The 19,971-nt window shown below is 63.2% G+C and carries 19 protein-coding genes; 10 read left to right on the forward strand and 9 right to left on the reverse strand.

Going from position 1 to position 19,971, the window contains the following annotated elements; all coding sequences use genetic code 11:
* Positions 1 to 21: 21 nt before the first annotated feature.
* From FME97_RS11170 to FME97_RS11180, 3 genes are read right to left on the reverse strand one after another with little or no spacing between them, the layout of a single operon-like run.
* A complete protein-coding gene (locus FME97_RS11170; protein WP_141429698.1) occupies positions 22 to 1,734 on the reverse strand; it encodes a lipid A phosphoethanolamine transferase in 1,713 nt (570 codons plus the stop codon).
* Between the two features lie 23 nt (positions 1,735 to 1,757).
* Complete coding sequence (locus FME97_RS11175; protein WP_141429699.1) at positions 1,758 to 3,020, reverse strand: BamA/TamA family outer membrane protein; 1,263 nt, start codon at positions 3,018 to 3,020, stop codon at positions 1,758 to 1,760.
* A 5-nt stretch (positions 3,021 to 3,025) separates the two neighbouring features.
* The gene (locus FME97_RS11180; protein ID WP_141429700.1) at positions 3,026 to 3,544 is read right to left on the reverse strand and encodes a hypothetical protein; all 519 of its coding nucleotides are present in this window, start codon (positions 3,542 to 3,544) and stop codon (positions 3,026 to 3,028) included.
* A 175-nt stretch (positions 3,545 to 3,719) separates the two neighbouring features.
* On the opposite strand from FME97_RS11180, the gene FME97_RS11185 reads away from it, so the two are divergent.
* Positions 3,720 to 4,199 carry a low molecular weight protein-tyrosine-phosphatase gene (locus FME97_RS11185; RefSeq protein WP_141429701.1) on the forward strand — a complete coding sequence of 160 codons (480 nt, stop codon included), beginning with the start codon at positions 3,720 to 3,722 and terminating at the stop codon, positions 4,197 to 4,199.
* Positions 4,200 to 4,248: 49 nt separating this feature from the next.
* Here FME97_RS11185 and FME97_RS11190 read toward each other — a convergent pair whose 3' ends face one another.
* The 3 genes from FME97_RS11190 to fabG form a co-directional block, all read right to left on the reverse strand.
* The gene (locus tag FME97_RS11190) at positions 4,249 to 5,121 is read right to left on the reverse strand and encodes a PorV/PorQ family protein (protein ID WP_141429702.1); all 873 of its coding nucleotides are present in this window, start codon (positions 5,119 to 5,121) and stop codon (positions 4,249 to 4,251) included.
* Positions 5,122 to 5,189: 68 nt separating this feature from the next.
* Complete coding sequence (locus tag FME97_RS11195; protein ID WP_141429703.1) at positions 5,190 to 5,846, reverse strand: CatA-like O-acetyltransferase; 657 nt, start codon at positions 5,844 to 5,846, stop codon at positions 5,190 to 5,192.
* A 322-nt stretch (positions 5,847 to 6,168) separates the two neighbouring features.
* Positions 6,169 to 6,915 (reverse strand): 3-oxoacyl-[acyl-carrier-protein] reductase, encoded by a 747-nt coding sequence (gene fabG / locus FME97_RS11200; RefSeq protein WP_141429704.1) that lies wholly within the window; start codon positions 6,913 to 6,915, stop codon positions 6,169 to 6,171.
* A 272-nt stretch (positions 6,916 to 7,187) separates the two neighbouring features.
* On the opposite strand from fabG, the gene FME97_RS11205 reads away from it, so the two are divergent.
* From FME97_RS11205 to FME97_RS11225, 5 genes are all read left to right on the forward strand, one after another.
* On the forward strand, positions 7,188 to 7,766 hold the full coding sequence (locus FME97_RS11205; protein ID WP_141429705.1) for a DapH/DapD/GlmU-related protein: 579 nt from the start codon (positions 7,188 to 7,190) through the stop codon (positions 7,764 to 7,766).
* Positions 7,767 to 8,043: 277 nt separating this feature from the next.
* Complete coding sequence (glyA, locus tag FME97_RS11210) at positions 8,044 to 9,324, forward strand: serine hydroxymethyltransferase (protein ID WP_141429706.1); 1,281 nt, start codon at positions 8,044 to 8,046, stop codon at positions 9,322 to 9,324.
* Position 9,325: 1 nt separating this feature from the next.
* Positions 9,326 to 10,009, forward strand: coding sequence for a DUF2461 domain-containing protein (locus FME97_RS11215; protein ID WP_141429707.1), 684 nt, complete (start codon positions 9,326 to 9,328; stop codon positions 10,007 to 10,009).
* Positions 10,006 to 11,037: an alpha/beta hydrolase gene (locus FME97_RS11220; protein ID WP_141429708.1), complete on the forward strand. Its 1,032-nt coding sequence runs from the start codon at positions 10,006 to 10,008 to the stop codon at positions 11,035 to 11,037. The genes FME97_RS11215 and FME97_RS11220 overlap by 4 nt, the downstream gene beginning before the upstream one ends.
* Positions 11,034 to 11,897, forward strand: a complete 864-nt coding sequence (locus FME97_RS11225; RefSeq protein ID WP_141429709.1) for an arginase family protein — start codon at positions 11,034 to 11,036, stop codon at positions 11,895 to 11,897. Before FME97_RS11220 ends, FME97_RS11225 begins: the two co-directional genes overlap by 4 nt.
* Positions 11,898 to 11,976: 79 nt before the next feature.
* Here the strand turns inward: FME97_RS11225 and FME97_RS11230 are convergent, their stop codons facing one another.
* The 3 genes from FME97_RS11230 to glmM are packed head-to-tail and all read right to left on the reverse strand — an operon-like array spanning position 11,977 to position 15,180.
* Positions 11,977 to 13,344: a dipeptidase gene (locus FME97_RS11230; RefSeq protein ID WP_141429710.1), complete on the reverse strand. Its 1,368-nt coding sequence runs from the start codon at positions 13,342 to 13,344 to the stop codon at positions 11,977 to 11,979.
* A 1-nt stretch (position 13,345) separates the two neighbouring features.
* The gene (locus FME97_RS11235) at positions 13,346 to 13,780 is read right to left on the reverse strand and encodes a copper resistance protein NlpE (RefSeq protein WP_141429711.1); all 435 of its coding nucleotides are present in this window, start codon (positions 13,778 to 13,780) and stop codon (positions 13,346 to 13,348) included.
* Positions 13,781 to 13,794: 14 nt separating this feature from the next.
* Entirely contained in the window at positions 13,795 to 15,180 is a 1,386-nt protein-coding gene (glmM, locus tag FME97_RS11240) for a phosphoglucosamine mutase (RefSeq protein WP_141429712.1), read from the reverse strand.
* 114 nt (positions 15,181 to 15,294) lie between these two features.
* On the opposite strand from glmM, the gene FME97_RS11245 reads away from it, so the two are divergent.
* The 4 genes from FME97_RS11245 to FME97_RS11260 are packed head-to-tail and all read left to right on the forward strand — an operon-like array spanning position 15,295 to position 19,970.
* On the forward strand, positions 15,295 to 16,173 hold the full coding sequence (locus FME97_RS11245; RefSeq protein WP_141429713.1) for a nucleoside phosphorylase: 879 nt from the start codon (positions 15,295 to 15,297) through the stop codon (positions 16,171 to 16,173).
* Between the two features lie 55 nt (positions 16,174 to 16,228).
* Positions 16,229 to 17,353, forward strand: coding sequence for a DNA polymerase III subunit beta (gene dnaN, locus FME97_RS11250; protein WP_141429714.1), 1,125 nt, complete (start codon positions 16,229 to 16,231; stop codon positions 17,351 to 17,353).
* Positions 17,354 to 17,364: 11 nt separating this feature from the next.
* Complete coding sequence (locus FME97_RS11255) at positions 17,365 to 18,138, forward strand: 3'-5' exonuclease (RefSeq protein ID WP_141429715.1); 774 nt, start codon at positions 17,365 to 17,367, stop codon at positions 18,136 to 18,138.
* Positions 18,135 to 19,970: a LysM peptidoglycan-binding domain-containing protein gene (locus FME97_RS11260; protein WP_141429716.1), complete on the forward strand. Its 1,836-nt coding sequence runs from the start codon at positions 18,135 to 18,137 to the stop codon at positions 19,968 to 19,970. Before FME97_RS11255 ends, FME97_RS11260 begins: the two co-directional genes overlap by 4 nt.
* The last annotated feature ends 1 nt before the right edge of the window (position 19,971 follow it).

Below are 19,971 nucleotides of genomic sequence, written 5' to 3' on the forward strand. Positions count from 1 at the left end.
GGTTTTCCGGTCTTCGCGCGGTCAGGGTTCGATGCCGTAGCGGCGGAATACTTCCATGTCCTCGGGGCCGAGTCCCGTTTTGCGGAAGGGGACGGCTTCGTTGTGGTCGTTCAGGTAACGGCGCGGCGCCGTGCGGTCGTAACCGGAATTGACGAGCGACGTCTCTTTTGAAATGAAACGTCCTTCGAGCGAGGCCATATCGGCCATCGTATGAAACAGCGCATGCGTCGTGGCCGGGGCCGTTTCGTTCGCCTCGGCGGCCGCGACCTTCTCGGGGAAGTTGCGGCGGTAGGCGTCGGAGAACCACGCCAGCGAAGCTACGTAGAGCTGATAGGCCGTCGTGGTGGGCGAGGCGTGCAGGAACCGTTCGCGGTCGTCGTCGATGAGGTCTTCGCCGTGGTCGGCGCAGTAGAGCAGTGCGGTGGAGGTGTCCTCGAGCGTGCGGAGATAGGCGATGGTCTCGGCGAGGAAATGGTCCGTGTAGCGGATCGAATTGTCGTAGGCATTGACGAGCGTCTGCCTGTGCTGTTTGGCGATCGCCACGTCGCCCTCGGGGCGGAAATGGGCGAACTCGCGCGGATAGCGCTGGTGGTAGCTGAAGTGCGATCCGTAGCAGTGAAGGACGATCAGTATTTTCTGCGAATCGCTGTTTTCCAGTACCTTGCGCACTTCGTCCAGCAGTTGCATGTCGTAACGCGGCGAACGGATGTAGATCAGGTGGCGGGCGTCGTGGGCCAGATTGTCGATCATGGCTCCCTGCCGCGACTGGTTGGAGATGAACCATGTGTCGAATCCGGCTTCGTTGAACAGCGCCGGAAGTCCCTTGCGACGGTACAGCTCCTCGTGTTCGTCGGTGTTCACCGAAGAGAGGATCAGCGGCACGCTTTTGTGCGTCGTATTGCTCTGTGTCAGCATGTTGCGGAATACCACGAGGCCCCGGACCTGCGACAGGCGGGGGTTCGTCTCGCGGTCGTAGCCGTAGAGCTGCCAGTTCATCGCGCGCGATGCCTCGCCGATGACGTAGATATAGACTTCGCGCCCGGGGGCCTGCGCCGTCCGCCGGGGGGCATAGCTGAAACCCTCGGAACTCTTCTCGAAGTCGTGCGATTTACGGAATTCCGAGCCGCTCAGCCCGAGGTTGTAAAAGACGTTCAGCGGGAAGATTTCGTCGCGCAGCACGTGCCGGTCCTCGCTCGCGCGGTAGGCGGGCCAGAGGGCCAGCATTCCGACTGCGAAGATCGCCGCGCCGGTCAGCCCGACGTTCAGCCGCGTCGTGCGCGAAATGTAGCGTTTGAGGCCGATCTCCCGGGCCGCGAGCCACAGCAGCGGCAGGTACATGGCGCAGACGAGCACCACGGCGGGGTAGATGTTGCCCAGCAGCTCGCCCGCCTCGCCGGGATTGGTCGTCAGTACGTTGGTGAACATGTCCGTGGCGATGACCGAATTGCCGAACAGGTACAGCAACACGATCTGGAAGGCACAGAAGAAGATGAACGGAAAAGCCAGCCAGATCATCACGCCCGAGCGGCGCAGCGCCACGCTCCACATCATGTAGAATCCCAGCGGCATGAGGATCAGCGCCTCGACGGTCCACAGGGAATAGGGTTCCGTATTGGCCAGCACCAGATTGGGAACGATCAGCGTCACGAAGAAATAGACGGTCAGCAGCGTCGTGAAACGACTGCGTGTCTTGACCGCCCTCCGCCGGATTTTCTTGTCGGAATCAGCTTCCATATATTACGTTACTCTCTCGCTTGTCAAAAGGCTTCGTTGATACTCAGCAGGAACCCGCTCGTCTTCTTGCCGAACCCGTAGTCGAGCCGGACGTTCACGCGCTTCTTCAGCTCCCAGCGCAGTCCGACGCCGTAGTTGGGCAGCGTGTGCGACCAGTCGAACCGGTCGAGCGAAGGGAAGACGTTGCCCGCGCCGCCCCACACCGTACAGCCGATCCGTCGCCAGATGCGCTGTCGCAGCTCCACTTGCAGCGTAATCATGTCGTTGTCCGTATAGCGTCCCTGATAGTAGCCGCGCATGCGCTGGTTGCCGCCCAGCCGGGCGAGCATCGGCCACGGGGTCCCCTCGGAGTTGAAGACGGCATAGAGGTCGGCGGCCAGAATGCCGCCTTTCCACACGCGCCGGTAGGCGTCGGCCGTGAAGGTCGTGCGCCACAGCGACCGCTCGCAGTTACCCAGCCCCTTGGGGAAGAAACGCTCCTGAAAACTCACGTACACGCCCCGGTAGGGGTTGGGAATGAAGTCGCGCGAATCGTACTCGACGATCAGTCCGATGCCCGTCGCCGTGTAACTCCGCTTCTGGCCGTAGAGGTAGGCCTGATCGGAGAATTTCACGCCGCGCGTGTGTTCGAAGCTCGCGATGCCTCCCACGTAGGTCCGCGGCAACACCTCGTGCAGGTAGCTCGCCTCGACCAGGTAGTGTTTCTCGGAGTAGGTGCTCTCGGGGTTGTAGCGTCCGGCATCGTAGCCGATGCCCCAGAGACTGCGGGGCGCCGAGGAGAACATGACCGTGTAATTCACACGCTGGCGGTTGTGCGCGAAGATCGTGTTGCCCGTAACGCCCAGTGCGTAGAAGCCCGATACGGAGACGTTGGCGAACACCGAGACGTCCGAAGGCACGGTCACCGAATCGGTCCGGTCGAGACGGTACAGTCCCGCCGCGAGCAACCCGATGCCGAGACTCGTGTTTTTCGAGAAACTGGGACCTCCGGCGAAGGTGACGTCGATCTTCTTTTCGAACGTGCGGTCCACGTTCGATCCCTCGAAGTACCGGACGATCCGGCGCAGAAACCCTTTGCGTTCCCTTGCCGTCCGCTCTTCCTCCGGTTCACAGTCCTTCCCGGTACGCTCCTCGGCGTCTTCCCGAACTTCAGGGTCTTCCGGCGGGACGGTCGCCGCGACTTGTCGCAGCGAGTCGCTCTCCGCGATGTGGACACACACGGACGCCCGTCCCGCAAGGACGGTGCAGACCAATACGAAAGCAATAAGGGCGATTCCGCGCAGCATGCACTCTACCGGTACTGGTCGAGCACCTCGTAGAAGGCTTCCTTGTCGGCCTCCGTCAGCTCTCCCTTACGCAGAAAAACCAACTCGCCCTCCTTGGTGACGAACATCAGCACGAACTTGTTGTTACAGTCGCCCAGCCCCCAGGCCGTGCTCAGAATGCGGTCCTGGTCGGCCAGCACCGTCGCGCCGTTCTTGGCCGTGCGCTTGCGGGCCATGTTGCGGGCCATGCCGTTGGGGACCATCGGGGCGTCCTTGAGGTTCATCACCCCGAAACCGTAGATATTGTCGCTCTCGGCGCGGTGGTTCTGCTCCAGCTCGACGGTGAAATCCTCGTTCTGCTTGTGACGGTCCGGATCCACGTAGAATATCATAAGGTGTTTCTCTCCGAAATGGGGCAGGCGTGCCGGTTCGCCGTCGAGGTCGAGCACCTCGACGTTCTCCACCTTGCGGGGAAGTTCCTGTGCCCGGACCGTCGGGGCGGCGAGGGCTACGGCCGCCAGCATCATGATCGTCCGTATTTTCATAACATCCTGAACAATTGGTTTCAAACGAAAATAATCATCGCAAAGGTAGAAAAAAATCTCCGAACACGGGAAGCCCGGGCGTGTTTTTATTGTTCCGAACGTTTGCATTTCTGCACCGAAAGGCGCGGCAGGGTTGAATTTGGCGTTCCGCCCGCTTTGCGTTATCTTTGCCGTCATGAAACCGAAAACAAGCGTGCTCTTCGTGTGCCTGGGCAATATCTGCCGCTCCCCGGCGGCCGATGGCATACTGCGTAGAATGGTGTCGGACAGCGGTTTGTCCGACCTTGTCGAAATCGACTCGGCAGGAACTTACGGCGGCCATGCAGGCGACCTGCCCGATCCTCGGATGCGCCGTGCGGCCTCGCTGCGCGGGTACGACCTCCGCCACCGGGCCCGACAGGTCCGCGAGGAGGATTTCGACCGGTTCGACATGATCGTGGCCATGGACGACATGAACTACGAGGCGCTGTACCGGCTGGCGCCTTCGCGGGAGGCTGCGCAGCGGATTTTCCGCATGACGGAATTCTGCCGCCAACATCCCGGCCGCACCCATGTCCCCGATCCCTATTACGAAGGCCGGGAGGGGTTCGAACTGGTGCTCGATCTGCTGGAGGACGGTTGCCGAGGGCTGCTGGAACGCATTTCCGCCCGATAGGTCCCCGCCGGTTCTTCGGCGGTCGTCCCGAAAGAAGAGCGCCGGAGGATCAGAAATCGAATCCGAAACTGATGCTGTATATGTCGGGCGTGTGTTTCGCCGTGAACAGGTAGGCGAAGTCGAGCCGCAGGTGCAGGAAACGGAATCCTGCACCGACGGACGCATAGCTGGGATCGTCGCCCCGCAGCTCGCCGTAGTGGTATCCCGCGCGTAGCTGCACGAGCTGCATGAGATTGTATTCGGCGCCGGCGGAGAGCATGAAGCCCCGCATCGCGCCGGGCGAGAAGCGGTAGCCCAGGTCCGCGCCGACGGTGATCTCGTGGGCGTCGGTGAGGAACGTGTCGAGCGCCGCTCCGGCCGTGAAACTCATCGGCAGCGAGCGGTCCCCGCCGCCGAACCAGCCGCCCAGGTTCGCTATCTTCGCTCCCGCGCGTACGGTCGAGAAGCTGCCGATCTCCACGGGCGCCATCCACGCTGCGTTCAGGTCCGCCGCCAATGCGTCGGCCGTGACGTCGCCCGGACGCTTGAGGTGCATGTAACGGGCCACGACGCCTACGGCCCAGCGGTCGTCGATGCGGCGCGAATAGCCCAGATCGACCGCCATGTCGTTGTTGCCCCGTTCCCGGAGGCACTGCCGCCAGCCGATCTGCGCGAGGTTGAAGGTGTCGAACCGCCAATAACCCGAGACGGCGTAATAGTCGGATTCGTCCTGTCCGTAATAGGAGGAGGAGATTTGAGACGGCATCAGCGAGAAGGCTGCCGTCGCGGAGTTTCCGTACAGGGCGTGCGACCCCGAGAGCGTGGTCATCGCCACACCGCCCATGCCCAGCGTCTTGGCGTCGGGTGTGGGGAACATCGCCTCCTGAGCGAAGGCATGCACTGCGGCCGCGGCCGCTACGAGGGTAATCGTCAGTCGTTTCATCGGAGCAAATATACAAAAAAGATGCTACCCGCCGCAATCGGCCCGCAAAACTCCGCCCGACATGCGGATCAGCGGCCGAACCGTGCGAGCGCCGCTTCCGTCGCCTCGACGAACCGGCCGATATGCTCTCCGTCGGCGAAGGCGTGGTTCACGAACATCGACAGCGGCATCACGAGCCGTCCGTCGCGCCGCACGGCCTTTCCGGCATTCATCAGCGGATACTGCGTCGGGCATCCCGGGGACTCCTGCGCATAGGTGATGGCCGTGAACCGGAGCTTCGGCGTCGCGCTCAGCAGGAAGACGTCGTAGTCGCCCTGCGCCTGCAGGCGCTTCTCCTCGCCGTAGGGGTCGCCGTCCGCCGGAATGTCCGTCACGATGGCGCGGGCTTCGGCGTAGAAGGGCTCGAAATCCGCGCGGTAGGGGATACGGACGGTGTGGAACGTGCGTCCCGGCACGGCGATCGGCGTGATGACGTCCACCGTGTCGTACCATGCCACTTCGCCCCTCGCCGTCGTGCGGAAGCGCAGCTCGCGCACTTCGTTCACGCCGCACAGGACGGCCCAGAGGTAGTGGAGAAAGAACGAGCGTCCCGAGGTTTTCGCAGCGGCGTAGGCCTCCGTGCAGTCGATTTCGGTCGTGACCGAAAACCAGGGGTTGAGAAAATCGCGGAAGAAGGCGTAGTTGTCGCGCCGCTCCCACGTGTCGGGGTTTACGAGGTGTTTCATGGCTGCAAAGATACGAAAAATCGGCACACCTGTTCCGGGGCGGCGGCTCCGCTGTTTCCGGAGAGCGGATCGGATGCCGCGTCGCGCCTGCGTTTTGCCGGATCCCGGTCCGTCCGTTTCCGGAAGGAGCCCGGCGGACCGCACACGGACACGGCGGGTTCAGGAACGGATGCCAGCTTCCGCTTTTTACGGATCACCCCTGCCGGAGTGAATTCCGGCAGGGGTGATAATCCGTTTTCGGCGGCCGGCCGGAGGGCGTTTCGCCCTCTTTCTTCCTCTCCGCGGGGGTTCCCGTCCGGAAGACTGTACGGCGGCGGATGCCTTAGCAGTTCATCGCGCCGCAGCAGTGGATCACCTGTCCGCTGACATACGACGAGAGGTCCGAGGCGAGGAACAGCGCCACCTTCGCCACGTCCTCGGGCGTGCCGCCGCGGCGCAGCGGAATCTGCTTGCACCATGCCTCCTTGATCTCGTCCGAGAGCTGGTTGGTCATGTCGGTGATGATGAAGCCCGGGGCGATGCAGTTGGCGCGGATGCCGCGCGGACCCATCTCCTTGGCGATCGACTTCGCCAGACCGATCATGCCGGCCTTCGAGGCCGAGTAGTTGCACTGCCCGGCGTTGCCGCTGACGCCCACCACGGACGACATGTTGATGATCGACCCGCTCTTCTGGCGCGCCATGACGGGCACCGTGGCGTGGATGAAGTTGAAGGCCGACTTGAGGTTCACCGTCAGCACGGCGTCCCACTGCGCCTCGGTCATGCGCATCATCAGACCGTCCTTCGTGATGCCGGCGTTGTTCACCAGGATGTCGATCCGGCCGAACTCCCTGACGATCTCTTCGACGACCTTGTGCGTCTCTTCGAAATTCGCCGCGTTCGAGGCGTATCCTTTGGCCCTGACGCCCAGCGCCGCGATCTCGGCTTCGGTGGCCTTGCCGTTCTCGTCGATCGTAAGGTCCGTGAATGCCACGTCGGCGCCCTCCTTGGCGAATTCCAGTGCGATGGCTTTGCCGATGCCGCGGGCCGCGCCCGTTACGACAGCGACTTTCCCTTCGAGTAATTTCATAGTTGTCAATATATTAGATGTTGTGTTCCGATTTTCGGTCTTTCCGTTCGACGAACAAAGTTACGAATAATCCGCGGAATAACCGCGAAAAAAACGCAGTTTGCGCCGCTCCGTTTTCGGAATGTCGCTCCGCCGGAGGAAAATCCGCCCCGGTGCCGGCAGTTCCGGGGCGCCGCCGAAAATCCGGAAACGGGATACAAACAACCGTAATCGGGGTATCCGCGGCTCCGCGGCGGCGCGCTATCTTTGCGGACGGACAAACGAACGATGCTATGAACGACATTTTCGAGAAAGACCGCTCGGGCGCGATGGTTTCGCCCGACGAGCCGGGTTACGACCGGCTGATCGCCTCCATCTTCGAGACGATGAAGCTCGCTTACGAGCTGAACGACGGCTTCCGGACGCCGGACGAGGCGCGCCGCTACCTCTCGCGCATCACCGGACGGGAAATCGACGAATCGGTGACGCTGCTGCCGCCGTTCTACGTGGACTTCGGGAAGAACATCCGGATCGGCAAACGCTGCTGGATCCAGCAGGGATGCACGTTCTTCGACCGCGGCGGGATCACGCTGGGCGACGACGTGTTCATCGCCCCGAAGGTGAACCTCGTCACCATCAACCACGACCCCGATCCCGGCAACCGCAGTGCGACTTACGGCCGCCCCATCGTCATCGAGGACAAGGCGTGGATCGGCATCAATTCCACCGTCCTGCCCGGCGTGACCGTCGGTTACGGGGCGATCGTCGGTGCGAACAGCGTGGTCACGCACGACGTGCCGCCGCTTACGGTGGTGGGCGGCAACCCCGCGCGGTTCATCCGCAGGATCGGCGAGGCGGAAACGGACCGCTGACCCGGATTTCGGCGGTCCGCCCCCGCGCCGCAGTTCCGCGGCGCGGGCCTTTCCGTACCTCGTCGGCGACATGCCCTGGAAACCCCGCGCGGCTCCGTCCGAAGCGGCGGCATAGCTCCGGGACACGGCGAAATCGTCCGGGAACGGTCCGCGACATCGGGCGGCGGCCGGAATAAATTTTACCTATTTTGCCCGCAATCGTCTCCGTACCGGCTTTTTTTCGCCGAATATTACTATCTTTACACTTCGTAAACGAAATCTCACCACATATTCAGCTATGAAAAAAGACACCCGGATTTTCGATCTGATCGCCGCCGAGCGCAGCCGTCAGATGCACGGTATCGAACTGATCGCCTCGGAGAACTTCGTCAGCGATCAGGTGATGGAGGCCATGGGCTCGGTGCTTACGAACAAGTACGCCGAGGGCTATCCCGCAGCGCGTTATTACGGCGGCTGCCAGGTGGTGGACCAGGTGGAGAACCTGGCCATCGAACGCATCTGCCGGATTTACGGCGCCGAATGGGCCAATGTCCAGCCCCACTCGGGCGCACAGGCCAACATGGCCGTTTTCTTCGCCTGCCTGCAGCCCGGCGACACCTTCATGGGTCTCGACCTGTCGCACGGCGGCCACCTCTCGCACGGTTCGCCGGTCAATATGTCGGGCAAGTATTTCAAGGCCGTGGGCTATAAGCTCGACGAGGCTACCGGGCGTATCGACTACGACGCCATGGAGCGTCTGGCCGAAGAGTGCCGCCCGAAGCTGATCGTCGGCGGTGCGTCGGCCTACTCGCGCGAGTGGGACTACAAGCGCATGCGCGAGATCGCCGACAAGGTCGGGGCGCTGCTGCTGATAGACATGGCCCACACGGCGGGCCTCATTGCCGCCGGACTGCTCGACAATCCCGTGAAATACGCCCATGTCGTCACCTCGACGACCCACAAGACCTTGCGCGGGCCGCGCGGCGGCATTATCCTCATGGGCAAAGATTTCGAGAATCCGTGGGGGCTCACGACGCTGAAGGGTGCCGTGAAGATGATGTCGCAGATTCTCAATTCGGCCGTCTTCCCGGGCATCCAGGGCGGTCCGCTCGAGCATGTCATCGCCGCCAAGGCCGTGGCTTTCGGCGAGGCGCTCGAACCCGAATACAAGGAATACCAGCGGCAGGTGCAGTGCAATGCCGCGGCGATGGCCGAGGCGTTCGTCCGCCGCGGCTACAAGATCGTCTCGGGCGGCACGGACAACCACCTGATGCTGGTCGATCTGCGCACGAAGTTCCCCGACCTGACGGGCAAGCAGGCCGAAAAGAGCCTCGTGGCGGCCGACATCACCACCAACAAGAACATGGTTCCCTTTGACAGCCGTTCGCCGTTCCAGACCTCGGGTCTGCGCTTCGGCACGCCGGCCATCACGACCCGCGGCCTGAAGGAGGACCGGATGGACTGCATCGTCGGGCTGATCGACCGCGTGCTGTGCGACCCCGAGAACGAGCGGACGATCGACGCCGTGCGCGGCGACGTGAACGCCCTGATGGCCGACTATCCGCTCTTCGCATGGTAATATGAAAGAGGTAATCGACTTCCTCCGGCGCTTGCACGACAACAACGACCGCGAGTGGTTCGACGCCCACCGCGCCGAATGGACCCGTGTCAAGGGGCTGTTCGGCGCCTTCACCGAACGGTTGATCGAGGGCGTGTCCTCGTTCGACCCTTCGGTGCGGGGCGTGCGCGTGCAGGACTGTACCTACCGCATCGCCCGCGACACGCGCTTTTCGCCCGACAAGTCGCCCTACAAGACCTATATCGGGGCCTACATCGCCCCGAAAGGCAAGAAGTCGGGCTTCGCGGGGTATTATTTCCATATCGAACCCTGCGCCGATTCGCTGGTGTGGTGCAACATGCTCTCGGCGGGACTGTACTGCCCCGAACCGACGGTGCTGCGCTCGGTGCGCGAGGAGATTCTCGACAACGGGGCCGCGATCGCCGCGGCCATCGGGCGTGCCCGCGGCTTCCGGCTCTGCCGGGCCAACAGCCTCAAACGGGTTCCCACGGGATTTCCGGCCGACAGCGAGTGGTCCGACATGCTGAAACTGAAGGATTTCTACCTCGAAAAGCCCGTCACCGAGGAGTTCCTGCTCGCGGATGACCTGCTGGAGCGGACCCTCGCGGAGTTCCGCCGCACGCAGCCTTTCGTCGCGATCCTGAACCGCGCCGTGCAGTACGCCTACGAGGAGATGGGGGGATGAGACGCGTGCTGTTGCTTTTCGCCGCGCTGGCCGCTTTCGCTGCGGCGGGCGCGCAGCCGGCCGGACGTGCGGAGCACGGTCCCGACCGGGAGACTTTCGTTTACGCCGTCCGGGACGGCGACTCGCTGCGACTGGACCGCTATCCGGCCCTTTCGTCCGCCGCAGGGCCGCGCCCTTGCATGATTTTCCTCTTCGGGGGCGGTTTCCTGACCGGTACGCGCGACAACCGCCGGTTCCTTCCCTATTTCCGCCACTTCACCGCGCGGGGGTGCGACGTCGTGTCGATCGACTACCGGCTGGGGATGAAGCGGGCGCTGGATGCCGGCCCGATCGACGGCGAACGCTTCCCCGGAGTGCTCGCTTCGACGCTTGCGATGGCCACCGAGGACCTCCGCGACGCCACGGCGTTCGTCTGCCGCCGTGCCGCGGAGTGGGGTGTGGACCCTCAGCGGATCCTCACGAGCGGTTCGAGTGCCGGGGCCATGACGGTCCTGATGGCCGAATACGCCCTCTGCAACGGAGATTTCGTCTTTGTACGGCACCTCCCGGAAGGGTTCCGGTATGCCGGGGTAATCGCTTATGCCGGAGCCGTGTACGATCCGTCGGGCGAACTGCGGTGGACGACGCCTCCCGCGCCGCTGCTGCTCTTCCACGGCGACGCCGACCGGAATGTGCCCTACGACACCGTTCCGGTCCCCGGCGGCGGCGTGCTGTTCGGCTCGGCCGCCGTCGCCCGCGACCTCGCGCAGCGCGGCGTGCCGTACTGGTTCGTCTCCGAGGCCGGCGCCGACCATTCGATGGCCTGGCGGCCGATGCGCGAACATTTCGCCGAGATCGACGCCTTCCTCGACCGTTTCGTTTTCGGCGGCGAGCGACGGCGCTTCGAGACCCGTATCGTGCCGCCCGACGCCCCCGAACGGCCCGCGGCCTTTGCGATCGACGACTACCTCGACGCCAACTACGGACACTATGTTCCCGGAAAAAAACGGCAGCCGTCCGAAACATTCCGAAAAGGATACCGTCAATGAAAACGATCCGTTTGATCTATCCCCAATGGCAGGGCGGCGACATCGCCCGGTGGATTCCGGAACTGACGCCCGACGACGCGGCGCGGGGCTACTACCTCGGGGCGCTGCTGCTCGATTTCCTCGCTCCCCGCAACGGACAGGCGACCTTCACCGTTCCCGTGACGACCGCTCCCGGCGCGCGCGAGGCGGTCGATGGCGTGCTCGACCGGGATGCGATCCTCTGCCAGATGCAGGCCGCGCTGGAGTTGCTAGAGCGCGAACGCCCCGACCGGGTGGTCACGCTGGGCGGCGAATGCTCGGTCAGCGTCGCGCCCTTCACCTACCTCGCCCGGCGCTATGCGGACGACATGGCCGTGGTGTGGATCGACGCGCATCCCGACATCACCCTGCCCGGGGACGCCTATGCGGGTTTTCATGCCATGGCGCTCACCGCCTGCATGGGGCGGGGCGACGCGCGGATCGTCTCCGCGCTTCCCGCGCACATCGACCCTTCGCGGGTGCTGCTGGTCGGCGTGCGCGACTGGGAGCGTCCCGAGATCGAGGCACGCCGGCGGCAGTACGGCATCCGCCACCTCACGCCCGCCGACGTGGCCGCGGACAGCGGAGCCGTCCGGGAGTGGCTGCATTCGTGCGGTGCTTCGCGGGTCGCCGTGCATTTCGATATGGACGTGCTCGACCCTGCCGAGATCGTCGCCGCGGTGGGCGTGGTTCCCGGCGGCATGAAGACCGCGGAAGTCGTGCGCGTGATCGGCGACATCGCTGCGACGAAGGAGCTGGTGGCCCTGACCGTCGCTGAGCCGATGCCCCGCACGGCCGTCCGCATCCGCAACATGCTGCGCGAACTTCCGTTGCTGCGGTGATCCGCGACCGGTGCGGACATGACGAAGCGGCGGCCGGAGAGTTTCCTCCGGCCGCCGCTTTCCGTACCGCCTCCGGCGGTCACTTCGCCTCGGCGAAATATTTGTAGAACAGCGGAATGGTCTCCAGACCCCTGTCGAACTGCTCCAGTCCGAAACTCTCGTTCGGCGAGTGGATCGCGTCCTCGGCCAGTCCGAAGCCCAGAAGCAGCGACTTGATGCCCAGAATCGACTCGAAACCGCTGATGATCGGAATGGACCCGCCCGAGTAGAAGGGCAGGGGCTTCCGCCCGAAAGTCGCCTCGACGGCCTTCTCGGCCGCCTTGTAGGCCGGCATGTCGGTCGGAGCGACGTAAGGCATTCCGCCGTGCAGCGCCTTCACGGTGACCTTCACGCTCCGGGGGGCGATGCGCCGGAAGTGGCGCTCGAAAAGTTTCGAAATCTTCCGGTAGTCCTGATGCGGAACCAGCCGCATCGAAATCTTGGCCGACGCCTTCGACGGAATCACCGTCTTGGTCCCTTCGCCCGTGTAGCCGCCCCAGATGCCGTTTACGTCGAGCGAGGGACGCACACCGGTGCGTTCGAGCGTCGTGTAGCCCGCCTCGCCCTCCACGTCGCCGATCGCGAGCGACTTCTTGTACGCCGCGAGGCTGAACGGAGCCCGGTTGAAGGCCCTCCTTTCGGCGGGAGTAAGTTCCCGTACGTCGTCGTAGAATCCGGGGATCGTCACGCGCCCCTCGGCGTCGGTCAGTTGCGCCACCAGACGCGCCAGCACGTTGGCCGGGTTGGCCACCGCACCGCCGAACAGCCCCGAATGGAGGTCCTTGTTCGGCCCCTCCACCTCGACCTCCATGTAGGCCAGGCCGCGCAGGCCGCAGGTGATCGACGGGGTCTGCATCGAGAGCATCGAGGTGTCCGAGACGAGGATCACGTCGGCCTTGAGCAACTTTTTGTACTGCCGGCAGAATCCGTAGAGACTCGGCGAACCGATCTCCTCTTCGCCTTCGAGCATGAACTTCACGTTGCACGGAAGCGTCCCCGTGGCACACATCGCCTCGAACGCCTTGGCGTGCATCCACAACTGCCCCTTGTCGTCGTCCGCGCCGCGGCCCCAGATGCGGCCGTCGCGCACGACCGGTTCGAACGGGTCGGAACGCCACTCTCCGCGCGGATCGACCGGCATGACATCGTAGTGGCCGTAGATGAGTACCGTCCGGGCTTTCGGCGAAACGATTTTCTCGGCATACACCACCGGATTGCCCTCCGTGGGCATCACCTCGGCCCGGTCGGCCCCGGCCTCGGCGAGCGCTGCGGCGAGGTACTCCGCGCAGCGCCGCATGTCGGGTTTGCGGCCCGCTTCGGCACTGACCGACGGGATGCGGATCAGGTCGAACAACTCGTTCAGGAAACGCTCCTTGTTCGCTTCGATATAAACTTTCGCTTTATCCATCTCATTCGGCGGTTTTTCGCAGTACGTAATGTTCGGCCAGCGGTCCTTCGACCTCCTTGCGGTCGGTCGTCAGCCGGCGCAGCCGGTTCTCCTCGACCTTGTACCAGGTCGTGTCGCTCCCTTCGAGCGTCAGCAGGTTGCCGTGCAGGGTGTAGGCTCCCTCCGCGTCGAAACGCGCGTTGCGCTCGAGGTACTCCTCGTGCAGCGAGTAGGTTCCGTCGGGTTTGAGCGTCAGCGTCGTCTCGATTCCCGGACAGTCAGCGGCCGGCAGCACGCCCCGGTACGTTCCCCGGTAATCGAGCGACGTCTCGGCGTTGTGGATGTCCGGCTTGAAAGCCCCGGTCTCCTGCTGCGCGCTCCGGCGCGGCGCATTCCCGCCGCACGAAGCCAACGCTACGGCCGCAGCGGCCAGAATCATTACTTTTCTGTTTTTCATTGTCTTACAAAGTGTTATTTGCATATTTCCCGGAGCTCGGCGATGAACCGCTGCGCCAACGCATCGGCCTCTTCGGTCGAACGGGCTTCGGTGTAGATGCGGATGATCGGCTCGGTATTCGACTTGCGCAGGTGTACCCAGCTCGTCTCGAAGTCGATCTTCACACCGTCGATATCGTTCACGTTTTCATTCGCATAACGGGCCTTTACCTCCTGCAACGCTTTATCCACGTCGATCTCCGGAGTCAGCTCGATTTTGTTCTTCGAGGCGAAGTAGGCCGGATAGGTCGCGCGCAGTTGCGTCATCGTCATGCCCCGCCGGGTGAGCCACGTCAAAAAGAGTGCCGTTCCCACCAGCGCGTCGCGGCCGTAGTGCAGTTCGGGATAGATCACCCCGCCGTTCCCTTCGCCGCCGATCACGGCTCCGACCTCCTTCATCTTCGTCGTGACGTTCACTTCGCCCACGGCCGAGGCATAGTAGCGGCCTCCGTGCTGCCGGGTCACGTCGCGCAGCGCACGCGTCGAGGAGAGGTTCGAGACCGTGTTGCCCGGCCGTTCCGACAGCACATAGTCGGCGACGGAGACCAGCGTGTACTCCTCGCCGAACATCGTGCCGTCCTCCGAAATGAAGGCCAGCCGGTCCACGTCGGGATCGACCACTACGCCCAAATCGGCCTTCTCGCGCACCACGGCGGCCGAAATTTCGCGGAGGTTCTCCGCCAGCGGCTCGGGGTTGTGGGCGAATTCGCCCGTCGGGGCGCAGTTCAGCTCCACGACGTCGCAGCCCAGCTCGCGCAGCAGGTGGGGCATCACCACGCCGCCCACCGAGTTCACCGCATCGACGACGACCTTGTAATGCCGCCGCCGCACGGCCTCGACGTCCACCAGCGGCAACTCCAGCACACGACGGATATGCTCGTCGTTGTAATCCGTGCGCTCCTCGACGCGGCCGATGCCGTCGATTGCGGGGTAGTCGAACCCCTCCTCTTCGGAGAGTGCCAGCACCTCCTGCCCTTCGGCCGCGGAGAGAAATTCTCCGTCGGCGTTGAGCAGTTTCAGGGCGTTCCACTGGCGGGGATTGTGCGACGCGGTGATGATGATGCCGCCGTCGGTATGCTTCGTAATGACGGCCATCTCCGTGCCGGGCGTGGTGCACAGCCCCACGTCGATGACGTCGGCGCCCGAGGCCAGCAGCGTACCCTCGACCAGATCGGCGACCAGCCGTCCCGAAATGCGTGCGTCGCGCCCCACGACGATGCGGGGGCGGCGTCCCTGCGTACGGGGAGCGATCAGGCGTACGTAGGCCGTGGTGAACTTCACGACGTCGGGCGGCGTCAGATTCTCGCCCGAAGGGCCTCCGATCGTACCCCGGATGCCCGAAATGGACTTGATGAGTGTCATGTTCCAGAAAGTTTATACGGCAAAAAATTGATACCTATAAATAAGAAAAAATTTTGATATTCGAGGTAAATATATTACTTTTATGCCAATTATGAAAATTAAAAAACGACAATTATGAGGACGATCCCCGCTTCCGAATTGATTATCAACGACGACGGTTCGATATTCCACCTGCATCTGCGTCCCGGACAGTTGGCCGACACGGTGATCCTGGTGGGGGACCCGGGCCGCGTGGCGCTCGTGGCCGAATATTTCGACAGTCGGGAGTGCGAGGTTTCGAACCGCGAGTTCCGCACCGTGACGGGTTTCTACCGGGGCAAACGCATGACGGTCCTCTCGACGGGCATCGGCATAGGGAACATCGACATCTCCGTGACGGAACTGGACGCGCTGGCCAACGTCGATTTCGCCACGCGGCAGGAGAGGCGCGAAAAACGCCGTCTGACTCTCGTGCGGCTGGGGACGTCGGGAGCCATTCAGCCCGACATCCGGGTAGGGGAGATGGTCTTCTCGCGCACGTCGGTGGGTTTCGACGGCCTGCTGAACTACTACAAGGGCCGCAACGAGGTCTGCGACTTGGACATCGAACGGGCCTTCATGGAGCACACGGGCTGGAACGAACTGCTGCCCAAACCCTATTTCATTGACGCCGACCGCACGCTGTTCGAGCATTTCCGCGACTGCACGCGCGAGGGCATCACGGTCGCTGCCCCGGGATTCTACGCCCCGCAGGGGCGCTGGGTGCGGCTCGAACCGCTGGATGCGCACCTCAATGAGAAGATCGAGTCGTTCGAATACGGCGGCCGCCGCATCACCAACTTCGAGATGGAGGGCTCGGCGCTCGCGGGGCTGGCCGCCCTGATGGGTCACCGCGCCGCCACGATCTGCACGATCATCGCCCAGCGCGTGGCGCTGGACGCCTGCACCGATTACAAGCCGTTCGTCCGGCGGATGATCGCCACGGCGCTCGACCGGCTTGCGGAACTGGACTGAATGGATGAAAAAAAGTAAAACCGATAGATAGATCATAAAACACAAGAGAAACACTATGAAATTTTCCGTATCAAGCTCGGCGCTTCTTTCGCTTCTGGCTACGACCGGCAAGGTCATCAGCAATAAAAACACGCTTCCGATCCTGGACTACTTCCTCATGGAACTCAGCGGCACGACGCTGAAGGTCACCACGTCGGATCTCGAGACGACGCTCGTGGGGTCGATCGAGGTGGACAGCGTCGAGACCGAAGGCACGATCGCCGCACCGGCCAAGCTGATGCTCGATTCGCTCAAGGAGTTCCCCGAACTGCCGCTCGAAATCGACGTCAATGACAAGAACTGGGAGATCCGCATCAACTGGAAGAGCGGTTCGCTCTCGATTCCCGGCGCGTCGGCCGTGAGCTATCCCGCCGTGCCGCAGTTGAGCGCCGAAAAGAAGGAGATCGAGCTCGACGTCGATACGCTGGTGAACGGTATCAACAAGACCATCTTCGCCACGGCCGACGACGAACTGCGCCCCGTGATGAACGGCATCTACATCAACCTGCAACCCGAGTCGCTGACGTTCGTGGGAACCGACGCGCACAAGCTCGTGAAGTACGAGTCCGAGACGCGGAACGAGGTCTCCTCGTCGTTCATCCTGCCCAAGAAGCCGGCCAACCTGCTCAAGTCGGTGCTGCTCAAGGAGGAGGGCGCCATCGCCGTGGCCTTCGATTCGAAGAACGCCATGTTCAGCCTCAAGAGCCATACGCTCGTGTGTCGCCTGATCGAAGGCAGTTACCCGAACTACAACGCCGTGATTCCGACGGGCAACCCCAACAAGGTGCTGGTGGACCGTATCGAGCTGGTGAACGGCATCAAGCGCGTGGCCGTCTGCTCGAATCCCACGACGAACCTGATCCGCATGGAGATCGCCGACAACCGCATCAACCTCGCGGCGCAGGACATCGACTTCTCGGTGTCGGCCAACGAGACCATATCGTGCAGCTACGACGGACAGCCGATCGAAATCGGCTTCAAATCGACCTTCCTGGTCGAGATCCTCTCGAACATGGACACGCCGACGGTGGTCGTCGAACTGGCCGATTCGACGCGTGCGGGCGTCTTCAAGCCGGTCTATGACGACAAGCAGACCAGCTCGACGCTCATGCTCCTGATGCCGATGATGCTCAACGCGTAAAATAGCGACAAATGAAGCTGAACTTGAAGCGTCCGATCATCTTCTTTGACCTCGAGACCACGGGCGTGGACACCGCCCGTGACCGTATCGTGGAGATTTCGATGATCAAGATCATGCCCGACGGCGAGGAGATCACCCGCACCCGGCGGCTCAATCCGGGCATGCCCATTCCCGCGGAGGCGACGGCCGTGCACGGCATCACGGACGAAGACGTGAAGGACGCACCGACGTTCGCCCAGGTGGCCCGGTCGCTCGAACAGTTCATCCGCGGCTGCGACTTCGGAGGATTCAACTCCAACCGTTTCGACCTGCCGGTGCTCGTCGAGGAATTCCTGCGCGCGGGCGTGGACGTGGACCTGAAACGGCGCCGGTTCATCGACGTGCAGAACATCTTCCACAAGAAGGAGCAGCGCACGCTGGTGGCGGCCTACAAGTTCTATTGCGACAAGGAGCTCGACGACGCCCATTCGGCCGAGGCTGACACGCGCGCCACCTACGAGGTGCTGAAGGCCCAGTTGGACCGCTATCCCGACCTGCGGAACGACGTCGATGCGCTGGCCGAGTATTCGTGCCGCGCCGAGGCGGCCGACTACGCCGGACGCATCCTCTACAACGAGAAGGGGGAGGAGGTCTTCGGGTTCGGCAAGTACCGGGGCCGGTCGGTGGCCGAGGTCTTCCGCGCGGAGCCGAGCTACTACGCGTGGATGATGAACGGGGATTTTCCGCTCTATACCAAGAAGGTGATCACCGAAATCCGGATGCGCGACAAACTCAGACAGGGATGAAACGACTTTGCGCCACACTGCTGCTCGCCGCATGGGGCTTCTGCGCCCTGGCGGCCGGCGAAAAGTCCCGGACGATCGTCTATATCAACGGGGCGAAGTACTACATCCACGCCGTGCAGCCGGGCGAGACGCTCTACGGGCTGGCGAAACTCTACGGCGTGGGCGAGAAGGTCATCGTGGAGAACAATCCGGCGCTGGCCGAGGGGCTGAAGAGCGCCGCGAACATCCGCATTCCCGTCGTGGCGGAGGTCTCCCCGGAGAAGGACCGCAAGTCGGAGCGCAAACTCCGCAAGACGTTCGATTTCCACTTCGTCACGAAGGGCGAGACGCTCTACGCCATTTCGCGGCAGTACGAGATTCCCGTGAAGACCATCATCGGGGACAATCCGGGCATCGACCCCACGCACCTGCGGCCGGGCGAACGCATCCTGATCCGCAGAAAGCAGATCGGCTCGGAGGACGAGGCGGGGAGCATCGAACAATGGGAGGAGTACCGGCGTTCGCTCAACAGTGTGGCGGACGAGGGCACGGCCTACCACATCGTGCACCCGGGCGAGACGTTCTATTCGCTCTCGCGCCGGTTCGGCATCACCGAAGCGGAACTCGGTGCGCTCAACGGCGGGATGACACCCGCCGACCTGAAGGCCGGCGCCATGATCAAGGTCCCCGGAGGACCGGACCGGATGGCAGCGCTGCCCTCCGACTCCCTGACGCTCCGCGACAGCCTTTCGTCGCTCCGGCCCGATTCGGCCGCCGCCGTCGAATTCCGGGCGCTGCGCCGCGGCGAACCGCTCGACATCGCGCTGCTTCTGCCGCTGGAGGTCGGCGGTGCGGCGAATCCCAATTACCTCGAATTTTACCAGGGCTTCCTGCTGGGACTCGACAGCGTGAAGCGGCTCGGCTATTCGGTGAACGTCGGGCTTTACGATACGGGGCGCAGCCCGGAGCGTATCCGTCAGATCGTCGCCGACGAGACATTCCGCCAGGCGGATCTCGTCGTGGGACCCGTCTATGAAACGGGATTGCAGCCGGTGCTCCGCTTTGCCGAAGAGAAAGGGATTCCCGTCGTCTCGCCGCTGGCGCACATCGAGCGGGAGAACAGCGACGTGCTGTTCCAGCTCGCGCCCGATCCCGCGCACAAGTACGACAAAGTGGCCGATCTGGTGGGACCCGGCAAGCGCGTGACGCTCATCGCCACGGCCTCGACCGACCGGGAGTTCGAGCGCGAGATGCTCGCCCTGCTGGAAGGACGGCAGTACGAACGCTATGTGTTCCGCAACGCACGGTCCGCCTCCGGATCGGGCGGCAACAGTCCGAGCGATCTGACGCCGCTGCTCGAGAACAAGGACGACAACGTCTTCATCATCCTCTCGGACGACGAAGTGGAGGTGGACCGCATCCTCGCGGCGCTGGCCTCAGCCGACACGAACCTCACGAGCCGCGGCCGCACGGCCCCGCGCTTCACGGTGCTGGGCAACGTCCGCTGGAACCGCTACAACAACATCGACCGCACCATGTTCTTCAAGGACCGCGTGGTCTTCATATCGACCTACCACGCCAAGCGCGACGCGCAGGCCGTGACCGCTTTCGACAGCGCCTACATCCGGGCCTTCGGCACGCTGCCGACACTCTATTCCTACCGGGGATACGATTCGGCGCTGATCTTCGCGCCGGCCATGTACGGAGAAATCGAGTACGACCTCGAAGGGCGCAGCTATACGCCGTTGCAGACGACCTATCGCTTCGGACAGCCCGCCGGAAGGTCGAACCACGTGAACGGCAACTGGACACGGGTCGATTACAACAAGAATTTCACGATAACCATTCAGTAAG

Origin of the sequence: Alistipes dispar (genome assembly GCF_006542685.1) — a bacterium.
GTDB lineage: Bacteria > Bacteroidota > Bacteroidia > Bacteroidales > Rikenellaceae > Alistipes > Alistipes dispar.

Excerpts from the sequence above, each read along its gene's own strand:
- FME97_RS11170 (WP_141429698.1), bottom strand. The coding sequence starts at position 1,734 with ATGGAAGCTGATTCCGACAAGAAAATCCGGCGGAGGGCGGTCAAGACA.
- FME97_RS11175 (WP_141429699.1), bottom strand. The coding sequence starts at position 3,020 with ATGCTGCGCGGAATCGCCCTTATTGCTTTCGTATTGGTCTGCACCGTC.
- FME97_RS11180 (WP_141429700.1), bottom strand. The coding sequence starts at position 3,544 with ATGAAAATACGGACGATCATGATGCTGGCGGCCGTAGCCCTCGCCGCC.
- FME97_RS11185 (WP_141429701.1), top strand. The coding sequence starts at position 3,720 with ATGAAACCGAAAACAAGCGTGCTCTTCGTGTGCCTGGGCAATATCTGC.
- FME97_RS11190 (WP_141429702.1), bottom strand. The coding sequence starts at position 5,121 with ATGAAACGACTGACGATTACCCTCGTAGCGGCCGCGGCCGCAGTGCAT.
- FME97_RS11195 (WP_141429703.1), bottom strand. The coding sequence starts at position 5,846 with ATGAAACACCTCGTAAACCCCGACACGTGGGAGCGGCGCGACAACTAC.
- fabG (WP_141429704.1), bottom strand. The coding sequence starts at position 6,915 with ATGAAATTACTCGAAGGGAAAGTCGCTGTCGTAACGGGCGCGGCCCGC.
- FME97_RS11205 (WP_141429705.1), top strand. The coding sequence starts at position 7,188 with ATGAACGACATTTTCGAGAAAGACCGCTCGGGCGCGATGGTTTCGCCC.
- glyA (WP_141429706.1), top strand. The coding sequence starts at position 8,044 with ATGAAAAAAGACACCCGGATTTTCGATCTGATCGCCGCCGAGCGCAGC.
- FME97_RS11215 (WP_141429707.1), top strand. The coding sequence starts at position 9,326 with ATGAAAGAGGTAATCGACTTCCTCCGGCGCTTGCACGACAACAACGAC.
- FME97_RS11220 (WP_141429708.1), top strand. The coding sequence starts at position 10,006 with ATGAGACGCGTGCTGTTGCTTTTCGCCGCGCTGGCCGCTTTCGCTGCG.
- FME97_RS11225 (WP_141429709.1), top strand. The coding sequence starts at position 11,034 with ATGAAAACGATCCGTTTGATCTATCCCCAATGGCAGGGCGGCGACATC.
- FME97_RS11230 (WP_141429710.1), bottom strand. The coding sequence starts at position 13,344 with ATGGATAAAGCGAAAGTTTATATCGAAGCGAACAAGGAGCGTTTCCTG.
- FME97_RS11235 (WP_141429711.1), bottom strand. The coding sequence starts at position 13,780 with ATGAAAAACAGAAAAGTAATGATTCTGGCCGCTGCGGCCGTAGCGTTG.
- glmM (WP_141429712.1), bottom strand. The coding sequence starts at position 15,180 with ATGACACTCATCAAGTCCATTTCGGGCATCCGGGGTACGATCGGAGGC.
- FME97_RS11245 (WP_141429713.1), top strand. The coding sequence starts at position 15,295 with ATGAGGACGATCCCCGCTTCCGAATTGATTATCAACGACGACGGTTCG.
- dnaN (WP_141429714.1), top strand. The coding sequence starts at position 16,229 with ATGAAATTTTCCGTATCAAGCTCGGCGCTTCTTTCGCTTCTGGCTACG.
- FME97_RS11255 (WP_141429715.1), top strand. The coding sequence starts at position 17,365 with ATGAAGCTGAACTTGAAGCGTCCGATCATCTTCTTTGACCTCGAGACC.
- FME97_RS11260 (WP_141429716.1), top strand. The coding sequence starts at position 18,135 with ATGAAACGACTTTGCGCCACACTGCTGCTCGCCGCATGGGGCTTCTGC.